Annotated in this window: 25 protein-coding genes, 1 other RNA gene and 2 pseudogenes; 15 read left to right on the plus strand and 13 right to left on the minus strand. The window is 49.4% G+C overall.

The features are described from left to right. The first annotated feature begins 35 nt into the window (after window positions 1-35). From C1Y42_RS17885 to C1Y42_RS17895, 3 genes are all read left to right on the plus strand, one after another. Window positions 36-464, plus strand: coding sequence for a tautomerase family protein (locus tag C1Y42_RS17885; RefSeq protein WP_104094055.1), 429 nt, complete (start codon window positions 36-38; stop codon window positions 462-464). 263 nt (window positions 465-727) lie between these two features. Continuing rightward, entirely contained in the window at window positions 728-1,186 is a 459-nt protein-coding gene (locus tag C1Y42_RS17890) for an STM2901 family protein (protein WP_104094056.1), read from the plus strand. Further along, window positions 1,180-1,479 (plus strand): DUF1493 family protein, encoded by a 300-nt coding sequence (locus C1Y42_RS17895; protein ID WP_104094057.1) that lies wholly within the window; start codon window positions 1,180-1,182, stop codon window positions 1,477-1,479. Before C1Y42_RS17890 ends, C1Y42_RS17895 begins: the two co-directional genes overlap by 7 nt. 704 nt (window positions 1,480-2,183) lie before the next feature. Here C1Y42_RS17895 and C1Y42_RS17900 read toward each other — a convergent pair. From C1Y42_RS17900 to C1Y42_RS17915, 3 genes and pseudogenes are all read right to left on the minus strand, one after another. After that, window positions 2,184-2,621, minus strand: a complete 438-nt coding sequence (locus tag C1Y42_RS17900; protein WP_104094058.1) for a hypothetical protein — start codon at window positions 2,619-2,621, stop codon at window positions 2,184-2,186. Between the two features lie 438 nt (window positions 2,622-3,059). Then, window positions 3,060-3,704 (minus strand): nucleotidyltransferase domain-containing protein, encoded by a 645-nt coding sequence (locus C1Y42_RS17910; RefSeq protein ID WP_104094060.1) that lies wholly within the window; start codon window positions 3,702-3,704, stop codon window positions 3,060-3,062. A 208-nt stretch (window positions 3,705-3,912) separates the two neighbouring features. After that, a pseudogene (locus tag C1Y42_RS17915) lies at window positions 3,913-4,155 on the minus strand (winged helix-turn-helix domain-containing protein); the annotation flags it as partial. A gap of 38 nt (window positions 4,156-4,193) precedes the next feature. Here C1Y42_RS17915 and C1Y42_RS17920 point away from each other — a divergent pair. Next, window positions 4,194-4,640 carry a phage virion morphogenesis protein gene (locus C1Y42_RS17920; RefSeq protein WP_104094061.1) on the plus strand — a complete coding sequence of 149 codons (447 nt, stop codon included), beginning with the start codon at window positions 4,194-4,196 and terminating at the stop codon, window positions 4,638-4,640. A gap of 31 nt (window positions 4,641-4,671) precedes the next feature. Here the strand turns inward: C1Y42_RS17920 and C1Y42_RS17925 are convergent, their stop codons facing one another. Together C1Y42_RS17925 and C1Y42_RS24085 are read right to left on the minus strand one after the other, a co-directional pair. After that, entirely contained in the window at window positions 4,672-5,730 is a 1,059-nt protein-coding gene (locus C1Y42_RS17925; RefSeq protein WP_104094062.1) for a restriction endonuclease, SacI family, read from the minus strand. Then, window positions 5,708-5,977, minus strand: coding sequence for a helix-turn-helix domain-containing protein (locus C1Y42_RS24085; RefSeq protein ID WP_104094063.1), 270 nt, complete (start codon window positions 5,975-5,977; stop codon window positions 5,708-5,710). Before C1Y42_RS24085 ends, C1Y42_RS17925 begins: the two co-directional genes overlap by 23 nt. Window positions 5,978-6,067: 90 nt before the next feature. Here C1Y42_RS24085 and C1Y42_RS17935 point away from each other — a divergent pair, with 90 nt between their 5' ends. The 7 genes and pseudogenes from C1Y42_RS17935 to C1Y42_RS17965 all read left to right on the plus strand — a co-directional run bounded on the left by C1Y42_RS17935 (window position 6,068) and on the right by C1Y42_RS17965 (window position 11,751). Then, complete coding sequence (locus C1Y42_RS17935) at window positions 6,068-7,156, plus strand: DNA cytosine methyltransferase (RefSeq protein WP_104094064.1); 1,089 nt, start codon at window positions 6,068-6,070, stop codon at window positions 7,154-7,156. A 195-nt stretch (window positions 7,157-7,351) separates the two neighbouring features. Next, window positions 7,352-7,984, plus strand: a complete 633-nt coding sequence (locus C1Y42_RS17940) for a phage baseplate assembly protein V (protein WP_104094065.1) — start codon at window positions 7,352-7,354, stop codon at window positions 7,982-7,984. Further along, window positions 7,981-8,340: a GPW/gp25 family protein gene (locus C1Y42_RS17945; protein WP_104094066.1), complete on the plus strand. Its 360-nt coding sequence runs from the start codon at window positions 7,981-7,983 to the stop codon at window positions 8,338-8,340. The genes C1Y42_RS17940 and C1Y42_RS17945 overlap by 4 nt, the downstream gene beginning before the upstream one ends. Further along, window positions 8,327-8,882, plus strand: a pseudogene (locus C1Y42_RS17950) (baseplate J/gp47 family protein); the annotation flags it as partial. The gene C1Y42_RS17945 and the pseudogene C1Y42_RS17950, both read left to right, overlap by 14 nt. Before the next feature lie 845 nt (window positions 8,883-9,727). Next, window positions 9,728-10,378, plus strand: coding sequence for a phage tail sheath family protein (locus C1Y42_RS24090; RefSeq protein WP_370445714.1), 651 nt, complete (start codon window positions 9,728-9,730; stop codon window positions 10,376-10,378). Window positions 10,379-10,416: 38 nt separating this feature from the next. Further along, window positions 10,417-10,758, plus strand: a complete 342-nt coding sequence (locus C1Y42_RS17960; RefSeq protein ID WP_233210735.1) for a hypothetical protein — start codon at window positions 10,417-10,419, stop codon at window positions 10,756-10,758. Between the two features lie 312 nt (window positions 10,759-11,070). Then, window positions 11,071-11,751 (plus strand): DUF4760 domain-containing protein, encoded by a 681-nt coding sequence (locus C1Y42_RS17965; RefSeq protein ID WP_104094067.1) that lies wholly within the window; start codon window positions 11,071-11,073, stop codon window positions 11,749-11,751. Window positions 11,752-11,773: 22 nt separating this feature from the next. Here C1Y42_RS17965 and C1Y42_RS17970 read toward each other — a convergent pair whose 3' ends face one another. From C1Y42_RS17970 to smpB, 3 genes are all read right to left on the minus strand, one after another. After that, entirely contained in the window at window positions 11,774-12,562 is a 789-nt protein-coding gene (locus C1Y42_RS17970) for a hypothetical protein (protein WP_104094068.1), read from the minus strand. 437 nt (window positions 12,563-12,999) lie between these two features. After that, window positions 13,000-13,364: a transfer-messenger RNA gene (gene ssrA / locus C1Y42_RS17975) on the minus strand. Between the two features lie 43 nt (window positions 13,365-13,407). Beyond that, window positions 13,408-13,890 carry an SsrA-binding protein SmpB gene (gene smpB, locus C1Y42_RS17980; RefSeq protein WP_021506506.1) on the minus strand — a complete coding sequence of 161 codons (483 nt, stop codon included), beginning with the start codon at window positions 13,888-13,890 and terminating at the stop codon, window positions 13,408-13,410. A gap of 159 nt (window positions 13,891-14,049) precedes the next feature. On the opposite strand from smpB, the gene C1Y42_RS17985 reads away from it, so the two are divergent. Together C1Y42_RS17985 and C1Y42_RS17990 are read left to right on the plus strand one after the other, a co-directional pair. Next, window positions 14,050-14,484, plus strand: coding sequence for a type II toxin-antitoxin system RatA family toxin (locus C1Y42_RS17985; protein WP_021506507.1), 435 nt, complete (start codon window positions 14,050-14,052; stop codon window positions 14,482-14,484). Further along, complete coding sequence (locus tag C1Y42_RS17990; RefSeq protein WP_021506508.1) at window positions 14,477-14,767, plus strand: RnfH family protein; 291 nt, start codon at window positions 14,477-14,479, stop codon at window positions 14,765-14,767. Before C1Y42_RS17985 ends, C1Y42_RS17990 begins: the two co-directional genes overlap by 8 nt. A 50-nt stretch (window positions 14,768-14,817) precedes the next feature. Here C1Y42_RS17990 and bamE read toward each other — a convergent pair whose 3' ends face one another. The 3 genes from bamE to nadK all read right to left on the minus strand — a co-directional run bounded on the left by bamE (window position 14,818) and on the right by nadK (window position 17,975). Next, entirely contained in the window at window positions 14,818-15,165 is a 348-nt protein-coding gene (gene bamE / locus C1Y42_RS17995) for an outer membrane protein assembly factor BamE (protein WP_021506509.1), read from the minus strand. Between the two features lie 184 nt (window positions 15,166-15,349). After that, window positions 15,350-17,011, minus strand: a complete 1,662-nt coding sequence (recN, locus tag C1Y42_RS18000; protein ID WP_058770870.1) for a DNA repair protein RecN — start codon at window positions 17,009-17,011, stop codon at window positions 15,350-15,352. Window positions 17,012-17,096: 85 nt separating this feature from the next. Continuing rightward, complete coding sequence (gene nadK / locus C1Y42_RS18005; protein WP_058758272.1) at window positions 17,097-17,975, minus strand: NAD(+) kinase; 879 nt, start codon at window positions 17,973-17,975, stop codon at window positions 17,097-17,099. 122 nt (window positions 17,976-18,097) lie between these two features. Here nadK and grpE point away from each other — a divergent pair, with 122 nt between their 5' ends. Continuing rightward, complete coding sequence (gene grpE / locus C1Y42_RS18015) at window positions 18,098-18,676, plus strand: nucleotide exchange factor GrpE (RefSeq protein ID WP_031279366.1); 579 nt, start codon at window positions 18,098-18,100, stop codon at window positions 18,674-18,676. Window positions 18,677-18,721: 45 nt separating this feature from the next. Here the strand turns inward: grpE and ung are convergent, their stop codons facing one another. Further along, on the minus strand, window positions 18,722-19,399 hold the full coding sequence (ung, locus tag C1Y42_RS18020) for a uracil-DNA glycosylase (RefSeq protein ID WP_104094069.1): 678 nt from the start codon (window positions 19,397-19,399) through the stop codon (window positions 18,722-18,724). Window positions 19,400-19,662: 263 nt separating this feature from the next. On the opposite strand from ung, the gene grcA reads away from it, so the two are divergent. Then, window positions 19,663-20,046 carry an autonomous glycyl radical cofactor GrcA gene (gene grcA / locus C1Y42_RS18025; protein ID WP_021506514.1) on the plus strand — a complete coding sequence of 128 codons (384 nt, stop codon included), beginning with the start codon at window positions 19,663-19,665 and terminating at the stop codon, window positions 20,044-20,046. Window positions 20,047-20,233: 187 nt separating this feature from the next. Here the strand turns inward: grcA and srmB are convergent, their stop codons facing one another. Then, on the minus strand, window positions 20,234-21,562 hold the full coding sequence (srmB, locus tag C1Y42_RS18030; protein ID WP_021506515.1) for an ATP-dependent RNA helicase SrmB: 1,329 nt from the start codon (window positions 21,560-21,562) through the stop codon (window positions 20,234-20,236). Between the last annotated feature and the right edge of the window lie 135 nt (window positions 21,563-21,697).

Raw genomic sequence — 21,697 nt, forward strand, 5'->3', positions numbered from 1 at the left:
CCATCCTGTTCCCCTGATGCAATGAGATATATTTGATGCCTAAAATGATCATTCATGCGCCAGCAGGTACCTTTAATGCGGCTGAGCGTCAACAGGTTGCCAGAGATCTGACGCAGTTAGGACTTGATTGCGAGGCGCTGCCAGACTCCCCGCTGGTTCGTAGTACGGTCTGGACCTACTTTGCCGAATACTCTTCTGACGCCGTCTTTATGGGAGATGAACCCGCATGGTTGCCGGTTGTGTCCCTTCAGATATATGTCATCAAAGGTGGTCTGGATGAGGAGGCAAAGAAAAAGCTGATCGAGGGAGCAACCGCAATTCTGGATCGGCGTCCGTCAGGGACTTCAGTCGCGCCTGTCTATGTGGTGATACAGGAAATCGAAGAAACAAACTGGGGGATTTTTGGTCAGCAGGCCGATCTGGCAGCGCTTCGCGCCAGCGATGAAAACGCTCCGTCGATTTGAAGGAAATGTTTTTGATAGGGGGGCGAGAAAACTATCAGGGAATGGTGTGAAGATTACAGTGTTGCGGCTATTGAGTATGTCTGATGTTACTTACGCATGCTGAAGGAAAGATGTACTTCAATATCAGATGTGATTACCTCAGCTAAGCTGGCTGAGTTGACATTCGGCAGAGCATAAGAAGGTAAGGAATAGAATGAACAGGAATGGTAATTGCCCGGCCCTGGGTTTAAGATTTGACTCGTATAAAGCGAAAGGAGAAGGTAATGGATACCACCGAACAGCTAAATGGAACGTACTTTTATGGTGGACTAACAAATCTCAGTGCGGGGGAATTATTCTTCTGGATTATGGTAGACGTAACCGCAGAACATTTCACTGGCGCGAAGGATGTTCTGGCGGCAGCAGCAATTTATAGCGGTCAGAACACTATCACCGTCAGAGGCAAGCTGGGTAGTGCTACGCCTGGCACAAGTTGTGCCTCAAAGTATTCAAGGAAACTGCTTAGGGATATTCGGCTCCCTTTCCGCTTACCTACCTGGATTCAAAATCCCGCAAATCCTTTTGAAGTTAAAAGAATAATGACATCAAAGCTTTCGACGTTTGTAGGGCGTGCTATTCCTGTGGTTGGCTGGGTGATCCTGGCGGGCGATGTGGCGCAAATAGGTTATCATTCTATGGTACGTTACAATCGCATTGTTACAGAGGAAGATAAGATATGGTAAGGCAGGATATTGAGCAGGCAGTTTATTCACTTCTGGCCGAGTACAATGGTAGAAGCCTTCTTACCTTTCGACGTTATCCTTTAAAGCATTCTACTGATTTGAATAAAGATTTTCGTATGGATCCTCTTGATGCCTATGAGCTACTTGAAAGGTATTCTGAAAGGTTTGGCATTGATCCCAAATCAATTAATTTTCAGCGATACTTTCCAGATGATTTCAGCGAAGCGCATAAGCCACTTACTGTTCAGCTCCTGATCGATTCTGCTGAAGCCGGAAGCTGGCTGGATGATTGAGGCATCTTTAGGAGATTCGTTGATATGAGCCTTGGATTGAAAATGTAGAATTGCCAACTGACTTAGCGGTGGGTTGAGGATTCGATCGAAAAGAGCTGAGCAGGCCAAGCTGAACTGATTGCGGTGAGTCGATGCGCAACTTGCGAATCGCTTCCATATGTGAAGCGCTGGCGGAGTCTGAACAAAACTCGCAAGTTCATGTATTGAGATGTTTTTATCTAATTCAAGTTTGTTCCTTGTACCTAAACGTGTACCAATTATTAGATCTCACATCCCGGAGCGGCACGGCAAGGATAACGAATTCCCCGCGCTAGATCCAAAATAAAATAATTTTAGAGAAAAGTGTTAACACTGTTCACTTCAGAATTTTATCTATTAAATTCATAGTGTTAGGTTGTGAATGGTTTGAGGCGGGATCTACACTAGTATGCAATAAAAGTGATCTCTCAAGTGAGGATACTAAATATGGCCTTAACCGGCTCAAAGCATGAATTTATATACTAAAAATGTTGGCAGCTATTTTTCAGGCCATTATCATATAGCGTGGTCTTTATGGTGTTATTCATTCGGTTTTTAAGTAGCATGCTCATGCTCATGCTCATGCTCATGCTCATGCTCATGCTCATGCTTGTTTGGTTTGGCAATTTATCATGAATTAATATCGTACATTTATATTTTCTCCTAAATATTCCTGTATATTAACCTCAAACGATTACTAATGATGCGAGACTGACCAATGCTAAACATACATATGGCCCCCAAATTAGCCATCTTTTAAGAGTGAGGATTTTTTTTAAATCTACTATGCTGGTCTCAGTGATATTGATTTTAATTCCTTCATCTGGTAGGTGTAAGTCAGAACCTACTAATAATGTATTTAAACTGTTTTCTATTTCATGAGAAAAATAGATCATTTTGTATTCAATTACTCTTATGCCGCATTCAAAAATAAAAATTGGAAATAAGATAAGAAAGCTAATTACAATGACGCTGTGGCTGTTGTTTGTGTATGCATAGCTCAATAATGCACCCCAGATAGTAATTCCCCACATTCTAACTTTCCATGCAGTTTCAGCATTGTTCTTAGCAATTGATTGGGTTAACTCCCAAGCCTTTAAAAGAATATCCTTCTCTATATTCATTATATAGCCCATCTTTTTGTAATGGTTGAAAGTAAATTTAGTAGTGCTGTTTTTTTGTCTATGTTCGTATGATCTAATGCCATTAATTCAATAATGAATGGGATCATATGGTAGACGACGAAGTTGATGATGTCATCATTGTCATCCGTGTATGTTTTGTTACTTAAAGGGTATGGGGCAGAGAGGCTTAACTGAAGTGTTTCAATAAGAGATGTGTAATCTGCTGGGACAGGGTTTTTAGATGTGTTTATAATTCTTAGAGTTGTCTTTAAATTTCTGAATTGCGTTTTAAAAATGTGACTATGTGTTTGCTCAACTAAAGTTTCAAAAATGAATTTAATTTTTTTTCTTAATTTGCTTATGTCGCTTGATGGTGAGTTATCGAATTCGTAAAAAGTTTCTGATAAGTTTGTGTACATCGAATCGTTAATTATCATATTAGTTCCTTATAAATTTAAAAGACTCTTTAATTAAGTTTTTTGCTGCCGCTGAGTTGGGTGATAATTTTAATTTAATATTGATTTCTCTAACGCTGTAATCATAGAAATCTTGAAGGAGGATAAGATTGTTGGATACGCCAATGTTATTTGCTTTTAATTTTATACATTCTCTCTTGTTGAACTCATAAATTCCTTCTTCGGCCAAGCTGAATATGCAGAAATTTTTCAACAGAGGATATAGGTTTACTAAAGCAGATAAATAATATCCATTCAAAAATTCGAGATCTCTATAAATAAGTGCTTCATTTTTAATTTTATTAATCTCATCTGCGAATGATTTTTTTACTTTGAAGGAAGAAGTAAGTTCGTCCCATTTTGATTCGCAACCATCAATAAGTTTTCCTTGCTCAAAAATATGATAAAGGAATAGGCTGCCTTGGCTGTAAAAATTATTAAATGTTGCTGTATCATACGATATAAAATTAATTGGCAGTTCAGGAATATCAAGGTCTTTTATTTTGTAAATGGCCTTGCCTTCCGGGTAGTTGTAAAGCAGAACGTCAATATCACTATTTTTATTGAAGTCACCCCTCGAAACTGAACCGAATAAAATAGCGAATGACTCTTTTTCAGTACTAAACATAGCAACTCTCAATAGTCAAAACTTGCTATAAGATTATTGTCGTTAACGATTTTTCGACGCATCGAAAACAACGGTGTCAGAACCAAAAAATACAATGTGTTGCGTCTTCCAGCTCATTGCATTTTCATACTCTATTTTTTTCAACTAGAAATCAATAGTTGCTTAATGATTAAAGAACCGGCTCATGCCGGTTCATATATTGCGGGAGTTAATGGCTACATGTGGGGAGCCAGTCGGCCTCGCTGTCCTCATGCAGAGTGAGATTGGTCTGGACACCATTATTTGTCCTGCGCTTCAGCAGTATGCGCTCATACTCCTTTAGCGTCTGCGGCACTGCCTGGCCGAAAGCGGTCAGGCTCAGCGGATGTTGATGGCCACGTGACTCCATAAACGACAGGTAGGCGTGGTAGAGATAGCGCTTCGGATTCAGCGGGCGGATATTGGCGTTACCGGAGCCGGACGTGCCGGACGAGTTCTGGACGGCGTGCCATGGCTGAGCTGCATGAGGTTGACGCCTGGCTGGATTCGCTACTGGCGCAGCTTGAACCGTCGGCCAGAAAAAGAATGTTGCGCGAGGTCGCGCGCGACATGCGCCGCATTCAGCAACAGAACATGACTGGGCAGCGCAGCCCGGACGGCACGGCATGGGAACCGCGCCGGATGACGGCCAGGACCAAACAGGGCCGGGTAAAGCGCAAAATGTTCACGAAGCTGAAAACCGCGAAGAACTTGAAAGCGCAGGCTGACGCAAATCAGGCCGAAGTTGCGTTTACCGGGCGCGTGCAGCGACTGGCCCGTGTGCATCACTACGGACTGCGGGATCGAGTGAGCCGGGGCGGCAAAGAGGTGAAATACGCCGCACGCCCCCTGCTGGGTGTGAACAGCGAAGTGGAAACCACGATGCAGGAGGCATTGCTGCGCTGGCTGAGCAGTTGATTTCATTTAAAAGATTTAAAATTGAAAACTCTCAAATTTGTTGTAAGGAGGAGCTAACATGATTAACAGTAGCATCTTTGGCTCGAATGTTTTTTAAAATGATGTTTAAATGAGCAGTTATGCTATCGATTTCTAGTCCGCCGCTTAAGGCATAGCATGTTAGCGCAAAATTTTTCACGTTAATAAATGTGAGCAACATTCCCATTTTTCCGGCAGCTTCAACTGCGAATTCTTCGCTACTATCAACAAACATAGATTTAAGGCCTTTAATGAAAATTACATTGTTTACGCCTGAGTTTCTGGCCTTATGAACTGCATGGTTTACGTCACTAAAACCAAAATCTTTATCTTTGACCTCAATGGATATAATGGGATTTCCTTCCTTATAGATATCGATATCTAATATTTCTTTAGATGAAGTGCCTGCTTGGTTGACAGGGTGTGTAATAACTTGCCATTGATTTTTTTCAGCAAGGATACTTAAAGCGAGTGATGCTGTAATTGCGCATGTTTCACCATCAATCCCTTTAGAAAGAATTTTGTTAATGAAGCTTGTAAAATCAAAGGATTGACCAGTGAGAGGGGTGATTACTCGATTATTTCTCTGCAATGTAAAGTACATCGCATCTACTAGCATCTTGTAAGCTAATTTCTTATTTGATGCTATACAGAGGAGGTTAAATAATTTTTGTTGTATTTCTTTATCGTAACCCTTCCTTGCTGGGTTAGCAATAGAATGAGTTGTATAGCGGGCAGGCTTATTCAGGAATGGCTCGTTTGATGCACCTAATCGACCTTGAAGATATTTCTCTTCAACGCGACCGACTATGACTGAATGACAGAGGCTACGTGCATCGTAAGCTCCGTCTATCTCAGCGTTAGCTTGTAAAGCTAAAGGGTTTGCTAGCTCATTAGTTGCCTTTGCTAAAAAACCTGTAACTAAGATATACCGGTAGGTTAAATGAGTGCCTAAAATGACGTCTTCGATTAAATCTGCCTGCGGAGTCTGAGTTGTAGTAATGCTTTTTGCTTCTTCAATAGCTTCCAATATAATTTTATAAGCTTCGTCATGATTTATTGAGACTCTCATAAATACTGTTCCATAGTTTGTTTGCCGGGGTTTTCGAATGTTTGGAAATAACTTCTAAATATTCAAAAAGCTCAAGGGCATCCAGCCTCCTTTCATGGTTTTCAATTTTTGAAATATCAGATTGTGAAAGTCCTAATTCTTTCGCCAATATACTTTGAGATAAATTTGTGTCTTTGCGCAACTTAACGAGAAGCTGTACTAGGCACCTGTACCGATGATCATGTATAGTGGATAATCGTCTCGTCATCTGGGTAGACTGGATTTGAGCTTAAGGAGCGGTTGATAGTCACCTCGCATGAGGGATATTCCAAAATCGAATGTTTAAGGTGTAGGTAAAATGGGTGATTTTTCTTCAATAAGTTTGTTCACTGGTGCTGGAGGTATGGATGTCGGTTTCTCATCAGCTGGTTTCAAAGCTGTTTGGGCAAATGATATCGATAAAGATGCATGTACTACGTACGAACTAAATCATCAAAGCCCAATCGATTGTGGGAGTATTGATAGTTTCTTCGACAAAATACAAGACATTGGCAGTGTAGACTGCGTTTTCGGTGGTCCTCCGTGTCAAGGATTTTCTGTCGCTGGTAAAATGGATGCTAATGACCCTCGAAGCCAACTCATCTGGTCATTTTTGCATGCGGTGGAACTAACACATCCGAAATGTTTTGTAATGGAGAATGTGAAGGCTCTTGCTACACTTTCAAAATTTGAAGCTGTACGCAAAAGATTGTTTATCGCTGCACATAATTTAGGTTATTCAACAAAACTGATTATTCTAAATTCTAAAAATTTTGGAGTGCCTCAAAATAGAGAACGCATGTTCCTGATTGGCTTCAAAGATGAAGAGTATTCTAAAAGGATTGAAGCTGCTATAAGTAGATATATTACCTTATCACCAAATGTCGGTGAGGTTATAAGACCACTAGGTAGGGCAGGTACTATTGGCAATAATAGGATTTGTAATGCGCGTATTACAAATGCATCTAAGCCGGTACTGAGAAAATCTCCCTATGCAGGAATGTTGTTCAACGGGCAAGGCAGACCAATCAATCCCGATGGTTATGCATCTACAATTGCAGCGTCAATGGGAGGCAATAGAACGCCTATCATTGATGAAAGCCACTTGTATGGACATGAAAATAGTTATATTGAAGAGTATCACGCTTACCTAATGGCAGGAGGCGTTCCTAAAGCTATGATGGACGTACCGACACGCCTTCGTCGGCTTACCATTGATGAAGCTATCTTGATACAGACTTTCCCTGCTGATTATAAATTTTTTGGAAAACAGTCTTCTGTATGGCGTCAGATTGGCAATGCTGTCCCATGCAAGTTAGCCGAGGCGGTAGCCAGAGGCGTTAAGGATGTTTTAATCGGGGCAAAAAATCACGATAAAGAAATACAGACAGAATTTGTTTTTAATTAATTGAAAATAATTACGGGCCTGTTTTATCTATGTTAAGCAGGTCTCGTGTTTAAAAAGTCAGTACTTGTCTCTAATAATATTTTGAGTTTCCAAAAGTAATCCTGCCCAAATAGGCGTTTTTAGCTCTTCTTTGTATGAAAGATCATACAAGGTGAATTCCTTCCTTTACGTGTTCAAACAGGCCATTTTATTGTTATGAACGCACAACTGACCGAAATTATGCGCCTTATCACCAACCTGATCCGCACCGGGACCGTCTCGGCAGTGGATAAAGATAAATGGCTGTGCCGGGTGAAAACGGGCGATCTTGAAACCAACTGGATCAACTGGCTGACCCTGCGCGCCGGTAATACACGTACGTGGTGGAAGCCGTCTGTGGGGGAGCAGGTTGTACTGCTGAGCCTCGGCGGCAATCTGGAAACCGCGTTTGCGCTGCCGGCCATCTATTCAGAGGCTTTCCCGCCACCTGACTATTCCGAGGATGGCACAACCACCGTGTTTAAGGACGGCGGCTGGTTTCAGTATGAGCCGGAAACCGGCCAGCTGCTGATCAGGAACATCAAAAGCGTGCTGATCGAGGCGTCGGACAAAATCGAGCTGAATACCGCTCACTTTGTTGTGAACGCTGACCAGACGCGGCTTAACAGCCCGACCGTAATCACCGGTGATACTGCGATTCATGGCGGCACGGAGCTTAATGGCGGCGCGAAGATTAGCGGCGACGTTACGCAGAGCGGGGGACAAATGAGTTCAAACGGCGTGGTAGTTGACGACCATGACCACGGCGGCGTCCAGCGCGGCGGCGGCAGAACGGACGGTCCGAAATGACAATGTATCTCGGCATGAACCGCGACACCGGCGAGGCGATCATGGACATTGACCACATCCGCCAGAGCGTGCGCGACATTCTGGTGACGCCGGAGGGCAGCAGGATAGCGCGGCGCGAATACGGCTCGCTGCTGTCGGTGCTGACTGACCGCCCGCAGAATGACGCCACGCGCCTGCAGGTAATGGCGGCGGTCTACACCGCGCTGAGCCGGTGGGAGCCGCGCATCAGACTGAGCACCATAAACATTACCAGCGCCTACGATGGCTCGATGGTGGTTGAGATGGCTGGCCAGCGCGACGACGGATCGCCGCTCGCTTTATCTGTACCGACAGGGGGCAACAGTGGCAGTAATTGACCTTTCACAGCTGCCGGCGCCGGAGATTATTGAGGTGCCGGACTTTGAGACGCTGCTGGCTGAGCGAAAAGCGGCGCTGATCGCGCTTTATCCGGCAGAGCAGCAGGCGGCCGTGCGCCGCGTTCTGGCGCTGGAGTCCGATCCGATGGTGAAAATGCTGCAGGAAAGCGTGTACCGCGAAATCCTGCTGCGCCAGCGCATCAACGAGGCGGCGCAGGCGGTTATGGTGGCCTATGCGCTGGGCAGCGATCTGGACCAGCTGGCCGCCCTGAATAATGTGGAACGCCTGACCGTGACGCCGGCCAACCCTGACGCGGTGCCGCCGGTTGATGCAGTGATGGAAGCTGACGACGCCCTGCGCGTGCGCGTGCCGGAGGCGTTTGAGGGTTTATCCGTGGCCGGGCCGACGGGCGCCTATGAGTTTCACGCGAAAAGCGCCGACGGGCGGGTGCTGGACGTGTCCGCAACCAGCCCGGCGCCGGCAGAGGTGTTGGATCACCGTGCTGAGCCGAGAGGATACCGGCTACGCTGACCGCGTGCTGCGCTGGTTTACCGGCTACGTTGAGCGATCGCAGCCTGCTGAAACCGGGTATCAGCGGCTTTTTGTGCGGGAGCTGTCCGGGGTGTTTGACCGCAGCTGGCCGTGCTCTTTTCAACATCCGACGCTGCGCCAGATTGCCGCCTGGCTGGAAGAAAACAGTGGGCTTGCCTTCAGCTTGCCGGCAGAGGATTACAGCGATAAGCCGATCCCGCACTTTACGCACAGCGGCACCGGGTTCCAGCTGCTGGGTAACCTCGGGCGCGCGTTCGGCATCAGTGATTACGTCTGGTATCAGCTGCCCGATGGCGGCATGTATGCCGGCGGCGCTGAAAAGTCGCTGTTTGCGGGCAGGCCGGTCGATATCCCGCCGGAATTCAGTCTGGGCGCTGCCGGCGGCAACTCAATGACGATCCCGGTGATTCAGTCAATGCGACCGGGCGTCGAGCTGAACGGCCAGCGCGTGACGAAAGTCCAGCTGGCCGGCGACACCATGACAATCACCTGGACGCCGCGAAATCGCACTACCGGCCAGCCATTGCAGAAAACACCGCTGCAGCGCCAGATTGAAAGCCAGTATCCGGAAATGGCCAGCGGCCTGCACCAGCCAAAGATGGCGCGGGTAGTTGCATCCAGTGAAGCGGTCAGCAGCGGTAACTTTGCCGACCCGTTCAGGCCGCGTTACGCCGTAGATGTGCAGCTGCTGGATGCGGACGGTAAGCCGGACGGCAGCACGCCGGTTTATCCGGCGGTGCCGCTGCCGGTAACGATTCGGGGATGTTTCAGTTTCCGCCAGAGGGAACGCTGGTTGAAGTCGGTTTTACCGGCGGCCGGCCGGACAAGCCGTTTGTGCGTCAGACCATGCCGGCAGGGACCAGCCTGCCGGACGTGAAGCCCGGCGAGCAGCTGCAACAGCAGCGGGAGGAAGTGTCACAGCGCGTCACGCAGGCCGGCGACTGGGAGCGTAAAACCGATCAGGCTATCCGGGAAACCTCAATGGCGCGCGAGGTCAAAGCCGACAGCGAAACCCGCAAGCTGGTCAGCCGCACAACGACCATCAAAGCGACGGATAAGACGACGGTGCTCGGTACGGCTTCGCTGATGGCCGGTGCCGTTCAGCAGGTCACGACCGGCAGTTACAGCATGGCCTCGCAGGGCGATCAGCTGATTACAGTGGGCGGTAGTGCAGAGACCGATATCACCGGCACCGCGGCGATCACCGTCGGTCAGGCGCTGACAGAAAAGATTGGCCAGTTGCGCCAGAGCATAGCTGGAACGCGTCAGGAGATTATCGCGCCGGTGGTGTGGATTGGGTCGGCACAAATCAACGTAGCCCAGCTGATGCTCGATACCGTGGCGCTTGTTGAGCAGCTTGCTAATCAACTGGCCAGCCATACGCACCCGGACACCGGACAGCCGACAAACAGCGCCGCCATTGCCCAGAGCGGACAGCAGGCCGCCGCGCTTAATACCAAATATTCCCCTGTTATCGGCCAGTAAGCCGCCATCCCGAACCCGCTACCGCAGCGGGTTTTTTATTGCCCTTCACCAGACCGCACAGAACGCACGCAGCGCCACGCTCAGGCGCAGCCATTGCACGGCCATACCGCAAAGAGATCGTAAGCACAGCGTGGCGCTGGCTGCGCCACAGCCCCGGCAAAATAAATGCTTCGCAGACAAAATCGGCGCTACAACGCACCCGCCTGCGGGTTTTGCATCAGGAAAATTTTTCAGTTTTATTTTTCTACAAACCGCCGCGCCGGGCCGCGCTGCTGCTGGCTTCCTGCCGGATTTTGCTAACTGAAATCGTTGAAAAGATTTTCAGTACTTTTCAGTTTCCAGGATCATTTTTAGATCATCTTGCCTCTTTATGTTGTTGATTTAATTGTTTTTATTTTGTTTATGCTACCAGTTAGATCATATGTGCTTAATTTGCTATAATGTAGTTAAACCATAACATATTGATGAGCATGCTTTTTTTTGTATGGCTTGGTAAAGAAAACTGAAAAAGTTGAAACTCGCTTGTGGTTTGAAAAGTGTATGTGTATAAAGTACGTCCATGGTTGAAACCTGTAGATGAGCTTACTCAAGGGGAATTGCATATGAAAAAAATCTATCGCGAAGAAGACTGGGGCGTTTTTAGCGTCAAATAATGTAACTCTCATTTATCAAAGATTCTTAGAGGCGGGCTTATGCCCGCCTCTTTTGTTTATGGATTAAGCAATATGAATCAAAGCTTTACTCATAAGTTATGTGAAGTTCTTGCAAAGCTCTGGACAGACAATCCCACTTTTTATAGCACGTTGATAGCAGCCATGATTGCTGCTGCGATCGCAATTATAAGTATAAGAAAACAAAGACAAACCTCTAAGGAAAAAAACTCTTTAGATTTTGAATCGTCATATAAACGCAGCGACAAAGTTGAAGATGCCTGGCAAACCCTACTGAATGTTCTAAAGGTCAGAAAAGTAGTTCCGCTTTACATGTGGGGAAGAGACGAAGTGAGGCAGTCGAAAGAGGCTAGAGCTTTAATGACTGTTTTCAATGAATGGGAACGATGTGCAAATGCGATTAGAAATGGCTTGTACGATGAACTCTTTCTTTATAAGGTTTTTGGCTCAACCGTAATATTTTTGGCAAAAGAGTTCGAACCATACTTGGCTGAAAGGCGTAGCATCAATATAAAATTTTACGGGAACTTTTGTTGGCTCGCTGAAAAATGGATTGTAAGGAGAGCTAGAGAGCAGGGAGAAGGGCCTTTTTTGCTTCCTTATAATATTGCATACACACCTACGCTTGCAGTACCGGATAATATAAAATCTGGCATTAGAAACAGAGCTAATCATGTCAGATGTGAAGTTAAAATAAAATAAGGCCGAATGGCCTTATTTCCGTTTAGAAAACTGTTTTAATTATTTTTTCTACGCCATTTATCAGATCATTGACTTCTTCTTTCTTTGGTTCACGTTCTTTACCATGATCACAAAGATTACGAATGTCGCCTAGAAGCTGGATGTGGCGCCATGTTGGTGTATCAATAATTTCATTATCTTTTAATAGCTGGTTTAATTCCGATATGCTTGGATGGGATTTTTTAGATTTTAAACTATGCAGTGCACAAACATGAGATAAGTGTTTTTCAAGTATGACGCCTGTTACAGCGCCAGCTGCACGAACAAAGCCTTTCTTATTAAGTTCACGAGATGTGTCAATTTCAGAATCAAATACATCTGCTTGGACGATGTCCTTGATATCAAACAGCGAACTCTTAAAGCGCTCGCGTGCTGAAGAAAGAATCTTATATTGCAGCTCCATCTTACCAATAGCATCTTGTGGGCTACGTATGACCTGCCCTCTGCCATTAGTGGTTTGTAGGCCGAGAAGATAGTCGGTAATTGAATAATTCATAAAGGTGACTTCTTTTCTTCTGGGGTCGCCTTTATATAAATATTCGAATTCTGATAAGCGTTCTTTTATTATTTGTGAAATTACACGATAAGCTTTGGTGTACCAGGCTTGGTAGTGATTGTTAAAGTTAACGAGTTTGAATCCATCAACTTTGAGTTTTTGAATTGTCTCATCATCGATGCTATCACAATCATTTAACATAGATATATAAAGTTGGTACCCCATCTTATCAAGTTCAAGCATTTCATTCTTCAATTGCTCAAATTGTGTAGCCATTGCGCTTCCTTACCAGAGAATAAACTAGATAACTGCAAAAGGCGAAAGAAGGGGGCCTAACTTACGTTAGGCCGTATTTGTTACGCTAATCTCGGCGTAAATATGAAATAAGAGCGGCGCTAACTGGAATCACAAGTAAAGGGTGTAACCCTGTGCTAGCGAGAGCCAAAATAAGGCCACTTAAAGCACAAATACGCTTCGACAGCAGATCTGAGCCCTTTTGGAAAGTATTCATCGAAAACTCCTAGAGGTTGCCTTTGTGGTGCACTCAGACCCGTAGCACTTACTCATTTTGCAGATGAAGGGCTGCTACGACCCACTGTATGCTAACTAGAGCCAGCATTCTTAATGACGATATGCAATATAGACGGTGTCGCCATTTTGCCGCCATTTTGATAGAAAAAAGGTTACGCTTTAACGTAACCTTTTGTTTTATTTGGTGGAGCTGGCGGGAGTTGAACCCGCGTCCGAAATTCCTACATCCTCGGTACTACATGCTTAGTCTGGTCTTTACATTCGCTTGCCAGCTGCGGACAGACACGCCACTAACAAACTAGCCTGATTAGTTTTAACGCTTCAACCCCAGGCAGGGCATCCACGCGATCTCTTTTAGGTTTGACCTCTCTTGATCCCCGTCCTAAGAGCGGAGGCTAGGGAGAGAGGGCTCTAAGCAGGTTATTAAGCTGCTAAAGCGTAGTTTTCGTCGTTTGCGACTATTTTTTTGCGGTTTTTTAGCGAGGCCTACCGCACCTCGGCATGCACCTTGGGTTTCGCGAATCCCGTCGAATCCAGAATCAGCCCCAAGACTTCTTACTCTAGCAAAAAATTATAAAAGATTCCAGTGGTTAACGGCTGGCATTCTTCATAATTCGTGCTTTGTCCATCTTCCACTCGCGATCTTTAATGTCCGCGCGCTTGTCGTGTTCTTTCTTACCGCGTGCCACACCAATCTTTAGTTTGGCCCAGGCGTTTTTCCAGTACAGCGACAGCGCGACCACGGTGTAACCTTCGCGGTTAACGCGGCCGTACAGGGAATCCAGTTCGCGCTGGTTCAACAGCAGCTTGCGGTTGCGCGTGGGGTCGCACACCACGTGGCTTGATGCCACTGCCAGCGGCTGAAAAGTGGAACCGAACAGATAGGCTTCGCCATCGCGCAGCAAAATATAGCTGTCGCTGATGTTGGCTTTACCGGCGCGCAGTGATTTGACTTCCCATCCTTGCAACGCCATGCCGGCCTCGAACTCTTCTTCAATGAAGTATTCATGGCGAGCGCGTTTGTTGAGGGCAATAGTGGCTGAACCGGGTTTGTGAGCTTTTTTCTTTGTCATAGTGCGGCGTAGTCTACATCACTCAGTCTGTGGGCGCATCCCCTGTCCTGCGGGGCGGTAAAAAACACACTATTTTAGCACAGCTGGCAAAGGCGTGAATTTTTGTTTAGTAGCTTAAAATGGTATAATTCAACGGTTTTGTGACCAACAGGAACCATTATGGCCCAGATTAGCCGTTCAGCGCTGGTCCCGTATAGCGCTGAGCAGATGTACCGGCTCGTGAATGATGTGGATGCTTATCCTGAATTTCTTCCGGGCTGTACCGGCAGCCGCGTGCTGGATAACAGCGGTAACCAGATGACCGCCGCGGTGGATGTATCTAAAGCCGGCATCAGTAAAACCTTTACCACGCGTAACACCCTGACCGATAACCAGAGCATTCATATGCAGCTGGTCGATGGGCCGTTCCGCAAGCTGACCGGTGGCTGGAAATTTATCTCGCTCGGCGACGATGCCTGCAAGGTTGAGCTTAGCCTCGACTTTGAATTCACTAACATGCTGGTCGAGATGGCGTTTGGCCGCATCTTCAAAGAGCTGGCCAACAGCATGGTGCAGGCGTTTACCCAGCGTGCCAAAGAGGTTTACCGTGGCTGACATCAGCGTTGAAGTGGTGTACGCGCTACCGGATAAACAGTATCTGCGTGAGGTTAGCCTGGAAGAGGGCGCCACGGTTGAGCAGGCGATTCAGGCATCCGGACTGCTGACGCTGCGCAAAGATATCGATCTGAGCAGCAACAAGGTCGGCATTTTCAGCCGTCCGGTCAAGCTGAGCGATACGTTGCAGGATGGCGATCGGGTAGAGATTTATCGCCCGCTGATTGCCGATCCAAAAGAGATGCGCCGGCAGCGGGCAGAGCGCGCGGCAACGAAAAAGTAAATTAAAGGCATTAAAAAAGGCGCTCAGGCGCCTTTTTTGTTGCGGCTCACTCAGTCTTCAGTGCCGGTGAGGCGCGGTTTATTGTCGATGTTGGTCAGCGTACCGTTGCTGTCGAAGGTCAGCGTCAGCGTCTGCTGCTTCACGCTCTCATGGCCTGGCTCCTGACGGAACACGTAATACCAGACGTTGCTGCCAAACGGGTCGTGCATCATCGGCGTACCGAGCGTGTAGGCAACCTGCTGCTGCGTCATGCCGGTGTGAATCTTCGAAACGTCGTTGGCGACCAGGTAATTCCCCTGATTGATATCCGGACGATACACAACGCGCTCAAGGGTGGAACATCCGGCGGTCATCATCAACATTACCACTGCCGCGGCAGTCAGCGTTTTACAGCGCATCTATACATTCCTTTTCTGGGGCCAAACGCCTTTCATCAGGCAGTTTTGTTGCCATCAAATTCTGAACTCTGCATACGGCAGGCTTTATTATGGCGATATGACTGCCGATGATAATAAACCTTTGAGCTATTGGAAACCTCTACAGAGCAAGCATATGACCACCAGGCCGCAAAAAAGTGCGGTGTCAGGCTGCTAAAAGTTCTTTTGCGTTCGCCAGCGTGTTGCGTGTGACTTCGCTGCCGCCGAGCAGGCGCGCCAGTTCCTGCAGACGCGCACGCTTATCCAGCGGCTGCATGTGGGTTTCGGTCATCGCACCGTCGGTTTCTTTGCTGACGAAGAAGTGCTGATGACCACAGCCCGCCACCTGCGGCAGGTGAGTTACGCACATTACCTGAGTCGATTCGCCCAACTGGCGCAGCATCTGGCCAACAACAGCGGCCGTCGGACCGCTGATACCGACGTCAACCTCATCGAAAATCATCGCCGGAGTTTCCATTTTTTGTGCGGTGATCACCTGAATCGCCAGCGCAATACGTGACAGTTCCCCCCCTGAGGCCACTTTACCCAGCGGCTGCAGCGGCTGGCCCGGGTTAGTGGTGACACGGAAATCAATACGGCTGGCACCTTCGGCCGTCAGCTGATCGGCATTGAATTCCAGCATGATGGCAAACTCACCGTGCGGCATGGCGAGCGTGCGCATGCTTTGCGTAATCAGCTGGCTCAGCTCCTGCGCCGAGGCAACGCGTTGCTGATGCAGGGCTTCAGCACAGGCCAGCGCGGCCTGATGATGAGCGACGACATCGCTCTGCAGGCTTTCCTGATCGCTCTCCTGCTGCGACAGCTGTTCCGCTTCATCCAGCAGCTGCTGATACAGCACCGGCAGCGCTTCCGGTGAAACATGGTGCTTGCGCGCCAGCGCAATCTGCCGCGACAGACGCTGCTCCAGCTCGTACAGGCGATTAGGATCGAGGTCGAGCCGTTCACAGTAGTGGCGCAGCTCATCGCTGGCTTCACTTAACTGAATCGCGGCTTCTTCCAGCAGGTTAAATACGCCGCTAACTTTATCGTCCAGCGAGACCAGCTCACTCAGCATATTACGCGCGCTGTAGAGCAGGCTTTGCAGGTTGGTGTCATCGCTGTCGGCAAGAATTTGCAGCGCCTGCTGGCTGGTAGACAGCAGCTGACCGCTGTTCGCCAGGCGCTTGTACTCTTCATCAATCTGCTCAAACTCGCCCGGCTGCGGCGCAAACTCGTTGAGTTCTTTCAGCTGATACTGCAGCAGTTCGCGGCGGGCTTCACGCTCCTGCGACAGCTGCTGATGCTGTGCCAGCGCGCGGCAGCTGTGGTGCCAGCGCTGATAGTGCTGACGCATCTCCGCCAGCCGATCGTCGTGCGCGGCGTAGGCATCCAGCAGGTGTTTCTGGTGATCGGTTTTAAGCAGCAGCTGATGCGCATGCTGACCGTGGATTTGAATCAGTAACTGACCGAGTTCGCGCAGCTGCGACAGCGGTACGGACGTGCCGTTGATAAAGCCACGTGAGCGGCCATCGGCACTGATCACGCGGCGCAACAGACATTCGTTGCCGTCGTCGAGCTGGTTCTCCGCCAGCCAGCGCTGGGCTGAGGGTGACGCTTTCAGCTGGAAGCGCGCGCAGATATCTGCGCGGCTGGCCCCCTGACGCACCATTTCTGCTTCAGCACGGCCGCCAAGGCACAGGCCCAGCGCATCAATCGCGATGGATTTTCCTGCGCCGGTTTCGCCGGTGATCGCTGTCATGCCACGATGAAAGTCGATCTCCAGTTCACGAACGATTGCAAAATTACTGATGGTCAGTTGTGCCAGCATACAATCACCTGTATGTAAAAACAGATATGGTTTTTCATACAGTATAAACTGGTTTTTTATCCAGTAAAGTAGCCGGCAGGCCTTTTCAGAATAATTTTTTTGACCATCCGAGTTTTGAGCTTAAGGTATTAAAATAATTATAATTTTTTGGATGAATTAAATTGAGGTGATTGGCGCTGCGGCGAATCAGCACATCTTCCCCTTCCTGAATCGGCAGGGCGATCTGGCTGTCACAGCTGATCTCAAGGTCGCTGCGCAGCGAGGAAAAACGCAGGCGAATGGTGCTGCTACTGTTGATCACTAGCGGACGCGCCGACAGCGTGTGCGGGAACATCGGCACCAGCGCAATCGCATCAAGTGACGGCGTTAATATCGGCCCGCCCGCCGACAGCGAATAGGCGGTTGAACCGGTTGGCGTGGAGATAATCAGCCCATCCGAGCGCTGGGAAAAGGCGAACACTTCGTCGATATAGACTTCAAATTCAATCATGTGCGCCACTTTGCCCGGATGCAGCACCACTTCATTGATGGCGCTGCCGATGCGCGGCGAACACTCTTCTTTGCATACCTGCGCTTCCAGCAAAAAGCGGCTTTCCACGAAATAATCGCCCTGCAGCACGTCATCCAGCTGCTGCTGCGCGTTATCCGGATCGAGATCCGTGAGGAAGCCGAGATTGCCGCGGTTGATGCCAATCACTTTGATGTCGTAACGAGCCAGCACGCGCGCGGCGCCCAGCATGTTGCCATCGCCGCCGACCACCACCGCCAGATCGGCATACTGGCCGATGTCCGCCAGGCTGCCGGTACGCACATCCTGCAGGTTCAGCTCGCGGGCGATTTGCTGTTCCACGATCACGTCATAGCCTTTGTCAGTCAGCCAGCGCCAGAGCATTTCATGGGTGGTTAACGCAGTGGGATGGCGCGGATGGCCGACGATCCCAATGCAGTTAAAGTGTTTGTTCATTTAGCGGGTGTTCCTCATAAGCCAAAACGGCCAGGCAATGTGATGGGTTCACTTGAAACCGTCAAACTGATCCCCATAATAAGCCAACCAGCGAGATGAATGTGCAAAACGCGGAGAAATTCATGAGTAGTAAAGAACAGAACACCCCAAACGAGCAAGTCTCAGACGAAATTCAACAGGAACAACAGCAGCCGGAAGCGGAGACAGCAACTGAGGTGGATCCGCGTGATGAGCGTATCGCCCAGCTGGAAGCGGAATTAGCGCAGGCGCAGGGTGGCGTGCGTGACGCCCAGCTGCGCGCGCAGGCTGAGATTGAAAACATCCGTCGCCGCGCCGAAATGGACGTGGAAAAAGCGCACAAGTTTGCGCTGGAAAAGTTTGCCAACGAACTGCTGCCGGTGATTGATAGCCTGGAGCGCGCGCTGGAAGTGGCGGATAAAGAGAATACCGAGCTGGCTTCGATGATTGAAGGCATCGAGCTGACGCTGAAATCACTGCTGGGTGCGGTGCGCAAGTTCGGCGTGGAAGTGGTGGGCGAAACTAATGTGCCGTTCAACCCGGACGTGCATCAGGCGATGTCGATGATGGAGTCTGAAGAAGTGGCGCCAAACCACGTGCTGATGGTGATGCAGCGCGGTTACACCCTCAACGGTCGCCTGCTGCGTCCGGCAATGGTTGCGGTATCAAAAGCTAAAGGCTAAGCCGCTCCCGTGCAACAACGGCCGCTGATGCGGCCGTTTGTGTTTTCAGGGCAGCACCGGCGTCCAGTCAATGGGCGTCTGGCCGGCCTGGCTCAGCAGCGCATTGGTTTTGGAAAAATGCTGACAGCCAAAAAAGCCGCGATGCGCCGAAAGCGGTGAAGGATGCGGTGCTTTCAATACGTGATGACGCTGCGCATCAATGATGCTGCCTTTCTTCTGCGCGTGCGATCCCCACAGCAGGAAAATCACCCCTTCGCGATGGGTGTTGATGGCGCTAATCACGTTATCGGTGAAGGTTTCCCAGCCGAAACGTGCGTGCGAATGCGCTTTGCCGGCTTCCACGGTTAACACTGTATTCAGCAGCAGCACACCCTGTTTCGCCCAGCTTTCAAGAAAGCCGTGCTGCGGACGCTGAAAGCCAGGAATGTCCTGTTCCAGCTCTTTGTACATATTCAGCAGCGACGGCGGAATGGCCACGCCCGGCAATACCGAAAACGCCAGGCCATGCGCCTGATTCGGGCCGTGGTACGGATCCTGCCCGAGAATCACCACTTTAATATCGCCCAGTTCGGTGAGACGGAACGCGTTGAACACGTCCTTTTGCGGCGGATAGACCGTCACGCCCGCCGCACGCTCTTCGGCTACCGCTTTCAGCGTTTCCACGAAGTAAGGTTTTTCTTTCTCTTCAGCAAGCACATCGTGCCAGGTCAGCTTCTCAGCCATCATTGACTCCCTGCAAATTGATGTCTTTAGCTTAGCGTGTCCGGCGGGGCAGCAGAAGGGTAAAAATAAGTTGAACAATTACAGAAAAAGTTAATGATAAAAATTATTATAAATCAATTTATTAGAGTGGGGGCAAAAATTCTGGCCGGACGAAATTGATACAGGTCAAAACGAGCCGGTCAGCACGGTGATATACCAGAGCGTCACATAACCCGAAGAACCGCGCTGTGCTCCTGCCGCAGCGCTAAGCCCTGGAGGCCTCTATGATTACCGGTATTCAAATTACTCAGGCACAAAATCCGCAGCTGCTGAATTCGTTCTGGCTGCTGGACAATGAGAAAGCCGAAGCCCGCTGCCTGTGCGCAAAAGGCGATTTCACGGAAGATCAGGTTGTTGCCGTCAGCGACCTTGGCGAGATTGCTTACCGTGAAATTCCACTGGAGCAGAAACCGCAGGTGCGCGTTGAAGGCGGTCAGCACCTCAACGTTAACGTGCTGCGCCGTGAAACGCTGGAAGATGCGGTAAAGCATCCGGAAAAATATCCGCAGCTGACCATTCGCGTGTCGGGCTATGCGGTGCGCTTTAACGCGCTAACGCCAGAACAGCAGCGTGACGTTATCACCCGTACCTTTACTGAAAGCCTGTAATTGATCGGCTGACGAAAACGCACACAGCAATACAAGCCGCGCCGGTGCTTACTGGCGCGGCTTTTTTTTATTTCCTGAAGAGAGAAGAGGGCAGGTTGAGAGATTTTACGCCGCGAAAGTGCTTTTTCAGCAGGCCAGAAAGCAAAAAATCGCCTCAGGGAGGCGATTTAATTGCCGCGATGCTGTTTTATTCCGCACCGCTCTCCGGTGTGCTGCTGCCGCTTGGTTTGCGGCGTTTACCGATATTTTTAGTATCGCGGTGACGTTTCTTCACGCGCGGTTTCTCTTCTTCTTTCGCTTTCTTCTCTTTGCGCTTCTCAAGCGCCTTTTTCGACGGTTTACCGGTGACTTTAGCACTCGGTGCACGCGTTTCCGGACGCAGCTCATCGATTACGCGCGATTTCAGCGGCTCGTTGACGTAGCGGCTGATTTTACCCAGCAGCGGATGATCATGTGCCTCTACCAGCGAGATCGCGGTACCTTTGCGTCCGGCGCGGCCGGTACGGCCAATGCGGTGCAGATAGACATCGGCGGTGCGCGGTAAGTCATAGTTGATGACGTGGGTGACGTTATCAATGTCGATACCGCGCGCGGCGACATCGGTCGCGACCAGCACGTTAACGCGCCCGTCATTCAGGCGTTTGATCGCTTCGTTACGGTTAGCCTGCACCATTTCGCCTTCGAGGTAGCTGCTGCGCAGGCCGGCTTCGTGCATCCAGGTCACCAGCTCATGCAGGCGCTCACGTTTGCGCACGAACACGATGGCGCGCTTCACTTCCGGCTGCTTCAGCAGATGCACCAGCAGTTTGGTTTTGTGCTCAAGGTTGTCGGCGCGGTAATACCACTGCTGAATCTTTTTGCGCTCGCTTTTGCTCGGATCGGCTTCAATCGCTACCGGATCGTTCAGCAGGCGCTCGGCGAAATCTTTGATGTTGTCGCCTTCCAGCGTGGCCGAGAACAGCAGCGTCTGTTTGCGCCAGCGCGTTTCACCGGCAATGGTCTCGATATCCTGCGCAAAACCCATGTCCAGCATGCGGTCGGCTTCGTCCAGAATCAGCGTTTCTACCGCGCGGCAGTCAAAGTTCTCTTCTTTGATGTACTGCAGCAGACGGCCGGTGGTCGCGACCACAATGTCCTGATTTTCACTGAACACTTCCGCGTGATTCATATAGGCCACGCCGCCGGTGATGGTGGCGATATCGAGATGGGTATGTTTGGCCAGCTCGCGCGCCTGGTCGGCAACCTGCATCGCCAGTTCACGCGTCGGCGTGAGGATCAGAATGCGCGGCGGCCCTGATTTTTTACGCGGGAAATCGAGCAGGTGCTGTAAAGCGGGCAGCAGGTAGGCTGCGGTTTTCCCCGTTCCGGTTGGTGCCGAACCCAGAACGTCACGGCCTTCCAGCGCGGCAGGAATGGCCTCAGCCTGAATGGCAGTCGGGCGCGTGAAGCCTTTATCCTGCAGGGCTTCCAGCAGGCTTTCGTCGAGTTCGAGTTCGGAGAATGTGGTTACGGTCATGGTCTACCTCAGTTTGGGGCGCTGATTATAGACAGTTCAGCCACAATCTTCATCTGTTTGTGTTGCACAGGTGAAGGTGAATTCACTTCGCGACCACGTTACACTTCCGGCAGGAGCAAATTCAATGGTCGTTAA

It is taken from the genome of Pantoea sp. ICBG 985 (assembly GCF_002928365.1).
Classification (GTDB): Bacteria; Pseudomonadota; Gammaproteobacteria; order Enterobacterales; family Enterobacteriaceae; genus Pantoea; species Pantoea dispersa.